The organism is Butyrivibrio sp. WCD3002, assembly GCF_000424265.1.
Taxonomy (GTDB): Bacteria; Bacillota; Clostridia; order Lachnospirales; family Lachnospiraceae; genus Butyrivibrio.
In genome coordinates, this window is record NZ_AUJO01000004.1 from 203,905 (window position 1) to 214,018 (window position 10,114).

At 36.6% G+C, this 10,114-nt stretch carries 11 protein-coding genes; 9 read left to right on the forward strand and 2 right to left on the reverse strand.

The features are described 5' to 3' along the window. The first annotated feature begins 102 nt into the window (after positions 1 to 102). The 8 genes from G608_RS0107505 to G608_RS0107540 all read left to right on the forward strand — a co-directional run bounded on the left by G608_RS0107505 (position 103) and on the right by G608_RS0107540 (position 5,531). Entirely contained in the window at positions 103 to 471 is a 369-nt protein-coding gene (locus G608_RS0107505) for a flotillin-like FloA family protein (RefSeq protein ID WP_026495516.1), read from the forward strand. Between the two features lie 24 nt (positions 472 to 495). Beyond that, on the forward strand, positions 496 to 1,218 hold the full coding sequence (locus G608_RS0107510; protein ID WP_026495517.1) for a LytR/AlgR family response regulator transcription factor: 723 nt from the start codon (positions 496 to 498) through the stop codon (positions 1,216 to 1,218). Positions 1,219 to 1,348: 130 nt separating this feature from the next. Beyond that, positions 1,349 to 2,518 carry a hypothetical protein gene (locus tag G608_RS0107515; protein ID WP_026495518.1) on the forward strand — a complete coding sequence of 390 codons (1,170 nt, stop codon included), beginning with the start codon at positions 1,349 to 1,351 and terminating at the stop codon, positions 2,516 to 2,518. 270 nt (positions 2,519 to 2,788) lie between these two features. Continuing rightward, positions 2,789 to 3,352: a GNAT family N-acetyltransferase gene (locus tag G608_RS0107520; RefSeq protein WP_026495519.1), complete on the forward strand. Its 564-nt coding sequence runs from the start codon at positions 2,789 to 2,791 to the stop codon at positions 3,350 to 3,352. A 43-nt stretch (positions 3,353 to 3,395) separates the two neighbouring features. Continuing rightward, positions 3,396 to 3,896 carry a GNAT family N-acetyltransferase gene (locus tag G608_RS0107525; RefSeq protein ID WP_196810158.1) on the forward strand — a complete coding sequence of 167 codons (501 nt, stop codon included), beginning with the start codon at positions 3,396 to 3,398 and terminating at the stop codon, positions 3,894 to 3,896. A 23-nt stretch (positions 3,897 to 3,919) separates the two neighbouring features. Then, positions 3,920 to 4,435 (forward strand): GNAT family N-acetyltransferase, encoded by a 516-nt coding sequence (locus tag G608_RS0107530; RefSeq protein ID WP_026495521.1) that lies wholly within the window; start codon positions 3,920 to 3,922, stop codon positions 4,433 to 4,435. A gap of 106 nt (positions 4,436 to 4,541) precedes the next feature. Further along, on the forward strand, positions 4,542 to 4,874 hold the full coding sequence (locus tag G608_RS0107535) for a DUF3795 domain-containing protein (RefSeq protein ID WP_026495522.1): 333 nt from the start codon (positions 4,542 to 4,544) through the stop codon (positions 4,872 to 4,874). Positions 4,875 to 4,913: 39 nt separating this feature from the next. Next, the gene (locus G608_RS0107540; RefSeq protein ID WP_026495523.1) at positions 4,914 to 5,531 is read left to right on the forward strand and encodes a flavodoxin family protein; all 618 of its coding nucleotides are present in this window, start codon (positions 4,914 to 4,916) and stop codon (positions 5,529 to 5,531) included. A gap of 230 nt (positions 5,532 to 5,761) precedes the next feature. Here the strand turns inward: G608_RS0107540 and G608_RS0107545 are convergent, their stop codons facing one another. Together G608_RS0107545 and G608_RS24550 are read right to left on the reverse strand one after the other, a co-directional pair. Then, the gene (locus G608_RS0107545) at positions 5,762 to 6,244 is read right to left on the reverse strand and encodes a helix-turn-helix domain-containing protein (protein WP_026495524.1); all 483 of its coding nucleotides are present in this window, start codon (positions 6,242 to 6,244) and stop codon (positions 5,762 to 5,764) included. Between the two features lie 383 nt (positions 6,245 to 6,627). Then, complete coding sequence (locus tag G608_RS24550; protein WP_081677344.1) at positions 6,628 to 6,930, reverse strand: PDDEXK nuclease domain-containing protein; 303 nt, start codon at positions 6,928 to 6,930, stop codon at positions 6,628 to 6,630. 347 nt (positions 6,931 to 7,277) lie between these two features. Between G608_RS24550 and G608_RS20360 the strand changes: the two genes are divergently transcribed. Beyond that, positions 7,278 to 10,114 (forward strand): leucine-rich repeat protein (locus tag G608_RS20360; RefSeq protein ID WP_035794959.1); only part of this gene is annotated, 2,837 nt, incomplete at its 3' end.

Here is a 10,114-nt window from a genome sequence, read left to right on the forward strand (position 1 = left end):
ACAAAAACTTTCTTAGCAGGAAAATAGCAGATATGCCAGAAAAGGTCGGTTCCTGGGTGTTCAGGGGCTGGCTTTTTTAGCTGATTTTATAATAGTAGTGTTGTGCTTCAAAAAGGTCTTGATTCGGGCACGGCGTATGAGATCATTTCAATAGATATTGCTGACATAGATATTGGAAGAAACATCGGTGCAAATCTTCAGAGCCTTCAGGCTGAGGCCAATACCAAGATCGCTCAGGCAAAAGCTGAGGAGAGAAGAGCTATGGCGGTAGCGTTGGAACAGGAGATGAGAGCAGAAGTTGTTAAGGCTGAATCAGAAGTTCCAAAGGCAATGGCTGAAGCACTTAAGTCCGGAAACATGGGTGTATTGGATTACTACAATCTGAAAAATATCCAGGCTGATACCAAGATGAAAAATGATATCGGCAGTGGCATTAAGCAGTATGTAGACAGCAAAACAGATCAGGAGTAACGAAAAAACTTAGGGGCCTTTAATATGCTAAAAGTAATGGTAGTTGAAGATGAAGAACAGATCAGAATAATCCTTGGGAAGATGATAGAGAAAAACGAAGGATGCAAGGTGGTTTCTTCCTGCGAGAATTTCGCAGCTGCTATAAATGATTTCATCAAATTCCGTCCGCAGGTCGTTTTCATGGATATAGATCTGGGCGGTGACAGCGGACTGGAATGTGCCAAGGCTATCACTGAGGTTGATCCGAAGGTTAAGATAGTTTTTGCAACAGCTCACAGCGAGTATATGGCAGATGCCTTTGAAATCTATGCTTTTGACTATCTTGTAAAGCCCTTTGATATGGAGCGTATTAGGAAAACGCTGGACAGAATTAAGGATATGTCTTCGGAAAAGGAGATAGACGCAAAGAGCGAGGTTTCACATGAGAAGCTGATAATCAGAGGCAAGGAAGAGATAAATATCGTCAATGTTGCAGATATCATAATGGTCGAACGAACTGACGGCATTACGAGAATAGTCACCAAGGATGAGGTATTTCTTACATCTCAGTCTTTGTCGTCACTTGAAGAAAAGCTCGATCCGGAACAATTTATTAGGTGTCATAAGTCCTACATCATTAAAACTGATGCCATAAGAAAACTTGAGGTATACGGAAGGTGGACATATATAGTTAAGCTCAAGGATACGGAAGAGACAGCACTTATGACTTCTGAGAAGTATGAAGAGATAAAGAAGAGGTTTTCATAAGAGTCGAGTCCTGTAATGCAGGTACACAAATGCGAAGGCTAAAGGTTTTCTGAGAATTATCCGATATATGACTAAAGTATAAGTATCGGTACTTAACTACGCATATATTGATTCAAAGGAGGGAACATATATGGGTATTTCATCAGACAATCATGTGATCTTCAATATACATTCCGGCATACGACTTTCAGGTGTAAATCATACAGATTCTACAAATGGAAAAGCTGCGGCAGTAAAGCACGGCTCAAAGTCTGTAAAATCGAATAATCAGGATAGCGGCAATGAACTGCTTATGGGAGGCCTTTTGCGTAATAAGGCTGCTACAGTTGATCTGTCAACAGAGGGCAGAAATCTTTCAAGAAAGCTTAAAGAAGAGAAACTGGATGAACTGAAAGAGAAAACATATGAGGCAAGGAATGACCTTGATCGCGTAGATGCCCTTAATTCGAAGCTAAGAAATGGCGATGAACTGACAGATGAAGACAGAGAATTTATTAATGAGGAGCTGAAAAAGATTTCTTCTCAGAACTATACAGAGAAGAGATTCTATGTGTTTGGCAAGCAGGATTTTGAGGATGCAAAAGTCATGGCTGCCTTAAAAGAGCACATGATTCAAAGAATACAGATATATTCCGATATGCAAAAAGAGCTGGAAGCCCATAAGGACTCTGATGATATAAATAAGACAGCTCAGATGGTTGCTGAAGCAGAGCAGGAGCAGAATCAAAAGAAGAGAATAGTTGATATTTTGAAAGAGACTCTTGTAGATGATGAGGAAGAAGAGGAAGCTCTGGAGCATGAAAAAGAGGTGGCTTCTTCCAATGAAAATTCCGAAGCTGAGGGCAGCGGAATAATAGAATTTGAAAATGAGGAACAGGCAGTAAAATCATCCGAGGATATTCTTAAGTTCAGAGCAATTGATCTCATCGATAAAAATAAGGAGCAGATTGACAATATGTTCTCACAGTCACAGGGTGAGACAGAAGAAATCAGAGAGCTGAACAACAAGATGGACGCTGAGCTTATCCGCTCCTATGATCTTTTGACTAACGATGAGCTATCAGAAGAAGAGAAGCTGGAGGAGTTCAACAAGTCTTATAAATATATGGACAATCTCTTTTTTGAGAAAAGAATTGATACCGTAAAATCCAAGCTGGATTTCGATACCTGGCTCATAAGCAAAATTGAATTTAACAGCCACAACAATCTTCACGAAGTCCTTAAGGATGACGATGTTATAAATCCCATGGGCGGAATAGATATGGTCAGAGAGTTTTTGACCAGTGCGGATGCGTTTTGAGGGGTTTGTGAATCTTAGAGAATAAGAATTATTTACCGGCAGTCTGAGGGCTGCCGGTTTATTTTGTGCCAAAAAGAAACCTGAAGTTTCGAAAGAAGAAACCCACTGCTTATGGCATTGGTGGGATATGTACTGTACAATGATAGTGCATCTATAAAGTCCAGATAGTGCCAACTGATCAATCATCAACTTCTTTTTGCGGGTGTGCTTTGGCTTTCTTACGGGGATAAAATGGCTTGAATAAGCTGTTGTGATATTCGGAGATAAGATATGAAACTTGTTGAACTTAATGCATCGGATGTTGAGCGTATCTATACTGAACGCCTCATCTTTGATTTTCCAAGAGACGAACAAAAGCCTCTGGATGTAATTTTGAAGGCTATGGATAAGGGGATATATGAATGCCTTGGACTCTGGGATGAGGAAGAGGTAATCGGCTATGCTTTTCTTGTAAAAAAGGATAGGGATTATCTCATAGATTATCTTGCTATATCGCCCAAAAAGAGAAATCAAGGTGTTGGCGGTACAGCGCTTCAATTACTATCAGAATATTTTGAAGATGCTGACACTGTGATTTTAGAAATAGAAGATCCGGACAAGGCAGAAGATGCAGAAGAAAAGGAGCTTCAGTTAAGGCGGCGAGCTTTTTATCTAAGAAATAATTGCAGGGATACAGGGGTTAGAGCATTTTGTTTTCAGGTGCCCTTTCAGATATTGGTTCTTGGACAAAATAAGTCGGAGGACTTAGAAGAGCTGAAGGAGCTGTATCAATCATTATACAGAATGGTATTACCTAAAGAAATTTTTGATGAAAATATGGGGGATTTTTATTAAAAATATAGAACGCAAAAAAGTGCAATATTAAACTAAAATTCGATTGAGCGAGAAGAGAGAAATCATGAATGTTGTTGTAAAGCCGTTGGAATCAGATGATGAGAAAAAAGGCAAAGCCTATGTCCATTGGAAGTCATGGCACGAAGCCTATGAAAAGCTTGTGAGCGCGGCATATCTTGATAAGCTTACGCTTGAAAAGTGTGAGGAGTGGGCTTTTCAGTGGCCGGAAAATACTTATGTTGCCTTGGATGATGGGAAGGTTGTCGGATTTGTGTGCTGCTTTGGGCATGGAGATGATGAGCCTGATGTGGGCGAAGTCAATGCAATCTATGTCCTTTCAGAATATTATGGAACGGGCGTGGCGCAGCAGCTGATGGACACAGCTTTGGAGAAACTAAAAGATTATTCAAGGAAAGAATTGTGGGTATTAAAGGACAATCCTCGGTCGATAGCTTTTTATAAAAAATACGGATTTCATGAAGATGGCACAGAGAAATACTTAAAGAGCTTCGAAGATACTGAGATCCGGATGATCAAAGAATAAAACTACAGGAGAATTACTAGAGAATGTTACTTACAAAAAATATTGAGACACCAAGACTTATAATACAGTCCTGGAGAAAAACTGACACTGATTTTACGCTGGCACTTTGGGGAGATGCAGAGAATGGAAAGTATATGTCTGATCCTTCCTCAGAGAATCAGGATGAAGGCTACCGCCAGGCCGTAGCTGAGATGGAGGATAGTCCTGATGGATATTATCTGATAGCTATTTTGAAAGAGGATGGCAGCCGTGTCGGTACCTGCTGTGCTTTTCCCGAAAATGAGAATTATGACATCGGTTACTGCATATCTAAAGACCACTGGAAAGAAGGGCTTGGAACCGAAATGATAGGTGCGCTGATAGAATGGATCAGGGCAGCAGGTGGCAAGTCTGTTACCGGTGAAGTGGCAGATTTAAATCTTGCCTCTGTCGCACTTCTTCGTAAACTTGGTTTTTCAGAAGATAAGAAAACACGATACAAAAAGTATGGAGAAGAGACATACTTTGATGCTCATTACTATAAGCTGGATTTAGAGTGAGCTTGCGGTTAAGAAATATCCGTGCATAAACTCACTTAATAAGTGAAACGAGTGGTATAGCGTGCTCCAATATGTAATATATAGTCAGGTAAAGGAGGCTATGAAAATGAATAAGTTTATTGCATATTGCGGTTTAGATTGTGAAGCCTGTGAGGCTCGTATTGCTACTGTTAACAATGATGATGATCTGCGAGCAAAAGCCGCAAAGGAGTGGACAGAACTGAATCAGGTTGAGATTACTCCTGAGATGATTAATTGCGTGGGCTGTCGCATTGATGGTGTGAAGACTCCGTTCTGTGATTCGCTTTGCCAGATCAGACAATGCGGTATGAAGAATGGATTCGAAACCTGTGGGGATTGTCAGAACGTGAAGAGCTGCGATAAAGTTGCAGCAATCATCGGAAATAACGAAGAAGCTCGTAGCAATTTGAATGCTTAGCGACTATAATTAATTAAATATTTGAAGGGAGGCATGACTATGAAAGTACTGATCATTAACGGAAGTCCCAGAGTGGGTGGCAACACATCTATTGCAATTAACGAGATGGTGAAGGTATTTGATTCTGAGGGCGTTGAAACAGAAGTTGTACAGGTCGGCAACAAAGATATCAGAGGCTGCATAGCATGTTCTTCATGTAAGACGAGCGGAAAATGTGTCTTTGATGACATTGTTAATGAGCTTGCACCTAAGTTTGAGGCAGCAGACGGACTTGTGGTGGCATCTCCTGTATATTATGCCGCTGCAAATGGCACACTTGTATCCTGTCTCGACAGATTGTTTTACAGTACCGGCTTTGACAGGACCATGAAGGTTGGTGCAAGCATAGCTGTTGCCCGCAGGGGTGGATGCTCTGCTACATTTGACCAGCTGAATAAGTATTTTATGAACTGCGGAATGGCTGTTGCAACAAGCCAGTACTGGAATAGTGTCCATGGAAGAGATAAAGGTGAGGCGGAACAGGATCTTGAAGGCCTCCAGACCATGCGTACTCTTGCTAGGAATATGACTTTCCTTATGAAGAGCATTGCTCTTGGAAAAGAGAAGTATGGACTTCCTGAGACGGAAGAACGTCAGTGGACGCATTTTATTGGATAAGAGAGAGAATGGCGTATAGCATGAGCTAATAGAAATGTAAGTCAAATCAAAATTGAAATAAAAGAAAATATATAGGCATCTTATTTCAAAAACTCTGTGGAATTTGAAATAAGGTGCCTAAAATTTTACCTCCGCTTCTCCTGTGACACGCAGTAAGAACTTGTTTGGTTACTATTCACAGTGATTATAATCCGAACTAAGAATGCCGTAGATATAATAGTCGCACCAGGTCATTTTATTGCTTTATATTGGAGGTATAGGGAGGCAAGTTGCACTACCATGGTCACAAATTTTTCTATTGCTTCAGGATTAATTTTATCAAGTTTGCGATCCCCTTTTAATGCCAAATTCATTCCCTTTTCTGTGAGTTTGATTTTTCGTGGCTTAAGAATATTACCCTTTTTTGTTTTATATGAGATAATATAACCTTGGTCATATAAATATTTATATACTAACTCAAGGGCATAATCAGGTAACTCTTCATTTTCAGCTTTGTTGTTTTTGATTATCAATAAGTCTTGAAGAATAGTAACTGTCTGCTTTTGTGTCAGAGGTTTTATACTTTTACTCGGAATCATCCATTTTCCATCGACTTTTGTACATCCCTTTATTTTTCCTTCTCGGCAGTACTTAGCAACCGTGGATTTATTAACATCAAATAAATCTGCCGCAATAGCAGTATTCATATATTCAGTTGTGTCTTTTTTATTCATCAACAAATCTCCTTTATTTTGTATTCTTATCAAGAAAAAATTTGCATCTTCTATGGTAAATTTGCCTTTTCCTTTTTCAATTTATTGCTCAAAATCTTCTGTTGGCTTGATACTATTAACTTTTATCATTTTTAGTGCATAATCCCAATGCTTGTCCGCTGAACATATTTATTTAGATCCATTTATAGGTCTAATTATAGCAAATAAATGAAATGGAGATGGTTTTTGCAATGCTGTTCATCAAGAAAGATGTTTAAGCTGCAGAGATTATTGAAAGCAAGACAGGGGGTACTATTTCGTGGACTTTGTATGAGGATGGAACTTTAGATATAAGTGGAACTGGCGACTTACAGGGGGATTTGGGATATAAGAATTATAAATCATCAACAGAAATAAAAAGAGTACACCCATAGGTGTAGTAATGCCTTGGAACGCAAGTTGTACTTTTGTATTATCCATATTTTATATATCAACAGCCCGATGGTAGCGTTATCACTGACTCGTTTTACAAATTCATTCACAGCATTTATATAAAAGTTCAGCTTTCCGGGGAACTCAGGATCAAAGGGCTTTACTTTAAGTTCTAGCACAACATAGCATCGTAGATTTATGTGATAGAACAGAAGATCAAATTTACTTGTTTTCCTGCTATAATGATTTCTTTTTGCCTTTCTATAAAAGCCCAATTATTTATACAGGTATCATCATTAATAGATGCTAATAGAGGCGCTGTACAAAATATTACTTCGTATAATTACAGTTATATGTAACAGCATGAAAATAAATGTGTAATTCTGAAAAAGCCTGTATCTTGGGTAAGGATGTATTGTAAATTACTAAAGAAAACAGAATTTATTATTATACAAGATAATACTTTCATAAATGTGTGGAATTAAAAATAAACGATATAACGATTTATTGAAATAAAAATTAATTTATGATACCATTTACTGCATTGGGGATTAGGGGAAATCCCCATTTTTTTATGTGAAAATTTATTATGTATGGAAATTTTCTAAGTAGGAGTATTGTTATGAGAAGACAGAGAACTGACGTAGTATGCATAATATTCGCAATGATTATTTTATTAATAATTGATCTATATTCAACTAAAGCATATGCAAAAGAAAATGAGATTATTGAAGACACCGTTGACATAGCTACTATAGATAAGAATTATGTATATGATATAGATGATGATAACAGGTGGATTATCTTTAATAGTTATATTGGTAATGATACGGAAATTAATGTACCGGCATATGTGTTAATAGATGGAATAACATATAATGTAGTACTTAATGGAGGTATATGGAAAAATAATGCGAGTATTACAAGTATTTGTTTCGAGGCTGGAATACAGGCTATATCATGTAAATCTATGTTTAGCGGGTGTAGTGAATTGAGCATGCTTGATATAAGTGGACTTGATACAAGCAGAGTAACAGATATGTTTGCTATGTTTGAGAATTGTCAAAAGATTACATCTTTGGACTTAAGTAGTTTTGATACAAGTAATGTAAATGACATGGGCTGCATGTTTCGTAGTTGTACCAATTTACATAGTGTAAATTTGAGCAATTTTAATACAAGCAATGTCACTAATATGCGATGCATGTTTAAAGATTGTAATGAACTAACATCTATTGACTTAAGTATGTTTGACACAAAAAAAGTTGTTAATATGGGACATATGTTTTGTGGTTGTAGTGAATTGATAACCCTTGACTTGAGTATGTTTAATACAGCAAGAGTTAATGAAATGGACTATATGTTTCAGAACTGTAGTAACCTAAAAATATTGGATTTGAGTAATTTTAAGTTTCCGAATAGTCATCAATATTCAAGATGGTTTATGTTTGATAAAGCATTCACAAAAGATGCTCTGTTGGTAGTACCATATTCATTTATCTACTATGCAGCTACTAATTATACCTTAACTAATGTGTCAGACATTGAAATCCACATGCTAAATGCACGATTTGAAAGGCTATATAATTCGGACTTTTATGACGAAATTAATAGGTGTAATATTTCTGTTTTTTATGAGATTTCAAATGATTTTTCTTTTAGAATAGATGATTCGCAAATAATTCTCACGAAATTTCATGGAAATAATTCTAGTACAAGCATTGTAGCAATACCAGCTTATTGTCTTTATGAAGGAAAGAAATATCATGTTGCACTGGAGGGCTCAGTTTTTGAGAATAATAAAAGAATTACACAAGTTAGAATAGATGATGACGTTGACATTTTGAATTCAAATAGCATGTTTAGAGGCTGTACAAGTCTGACTGAGATTAAATATGGCGGAGAAATAGTTCAAATAGATGCGTATATGTTTTATGAATGTTCAAATCTTCAAAGTATAGGGGCATTACTTAATAAAGTCACGAGTATTGGCGATTACGCATTTTACGATTGTTTTCAGTCGGTTTACTATCAGAAAACACTCACACTACCATCATCATTAACGTCAATAGGTTATGCCGCCTTTTACAATTGTTATGGAATTGGGACGATAAAATATGCAGGAATACAATTATCAAATATTGGATTAAATGCATTTTTTTCGGACAAGACAGTAACCACTATGGTCGAGTCGGCAGACAGTACATTAAAAAAATATGATTGGAAAGGCTCCAATCGTGAAATAAAGAGAATTGTACCTAAATGGATTGAATCTTATGAATATGAGATTGACGATCAAAATCATATTGTGACTTTGGAAAAGTATGTTGGTACAGAAAAAGAGATAATAGTTGAAAGCCCTATAAATGTCGATGGTGAAACATATAATATTTGTTTAGAAAATACCTCTTTTTATAATAATGAAGTATTGGAAAAGATAACAATTTCTAACGATGTAATTATTTATTGTACAGATGAATTTTTTAGTGGCTGTGTGAACTTACAAAATGCAATGCTTCCAGAGAATACAGCTATCGGTAAAAATATGTATTATAATTGTGGTTCTTTGGAAGAAATATCTATAGGGGATGGAATAACCGTAATAAGCGAAGGTGCTTTTTTCGGATGCAATAGTCTTAGAAAAATTACTTTTTCTAGTGGTGTATATGAAATTGAAAAAGATGGATTCAGAGGTTGTATAAATCTAAAATCTATTGAATTGCCACATGGTCTAAAATATATTGGTGAACAGGCTTTTTGTGATTGCTGTAACTTGGAGAAAATAATATATGATGGAACAGAATTGGTAGAAATAGGAGCTAGAGCATTTTACACATCTAAGTGCATACCAACATCTATACTTTCAAAGAATAAGAAACTTATAGATTATGATTGGTACAGTTCTAACCGTATACCAAATGTATTTGTAAGCGAATGGATTGAAGACTATGAGTATTCTGTAGATGAATCTAATGAGATTATTACATTAAATAAATATATCGGTTCTGATACGGAAGTTTATATATCAGGCATTGCGTATATTGATTACAAAGAATTCAAAGTTCATATCAATAATAAGATTTTTAGTGATAATGTTACGCTGAAAACAGTTGAGATAGATAATAGTGTGATAGCAAACAGCACAGATAGTCTTTTTAAAGGATGCATAAAACTTAAAAAAGCATCTGTTCCAGAAAGCTTTAATGTGGGAAATGAAATGTACTATGGTTGCGAGGAACTACGAGAAATATCAATAGGTACGAGAAATACGATCATTGGTATGAGAGCATTTTTCGGATGTAATCAAATAATGGAAATAGCACTTCCTGACAAAATAACTGAGATTGGACAAGAAGCATTCAGTGGATGTGAGAGCTTATCGTTTGAGAGTATGCCTCAGAATCTAAAAAAGATAGGGGCAAAAGCATTCTTTGATTGTAAGGGTCTTGGGGAAATAAA

What these genes read in the sequence shown, in the direction of transcription:
- G608_RS0107510 (WP_026495517.1), top strand. Translation starts at nt 496, where the DNA reads ATGCTAAAAGTAATGGTAGTTGAAGATGAAGAACAGATCAGAATAATC.
- G608_RS0107515 (WP_026495518.1), top strand. Translation starts at nt 1,349, where the DNA reads ATGGGTATTTCATCAGACAATCATGTGATCTTCAATATACATTCCGGC.
- G608_RS0107520 (WP_026495519.1), top strand. Translation starts at nt 2,789, where the DNA reads ATGAAACTTGTTGAACTTAATGCATCGGATGTTGAGCGTATCTATACT.
- G608_RS0107530 (WP_026495521.1), top strand. Translation starts at nt 3,920, where the DNA reads ATGTTACTTACAAAAAATATTGAGACACCAAGACTTATAATACAGTCC.
- G608_RS0107535 (WP_026495522.1), top strand. Translation starts at nt 4,542, where the DNA reads ATGAATAAGTTTATTGCATATTGCGGTTTAGATTGTGAAGCCTGTGAG.
- G608_RS0107540 (WP_026495523.1), top strand. Translation starts at nt 4,914, where the DNA reads ATGAAAGTACTGATCATTAACGGAAGTCCCAGAGTGGGTGGCAACACA.
- G608_RS0107545 (WP_026495524.1), bottom strand. Translation starts at nt 6,244, where the DNA reads ATGAATAAAAAAGACACAACTGAATATATGAATACTGCTATTGCGGCA.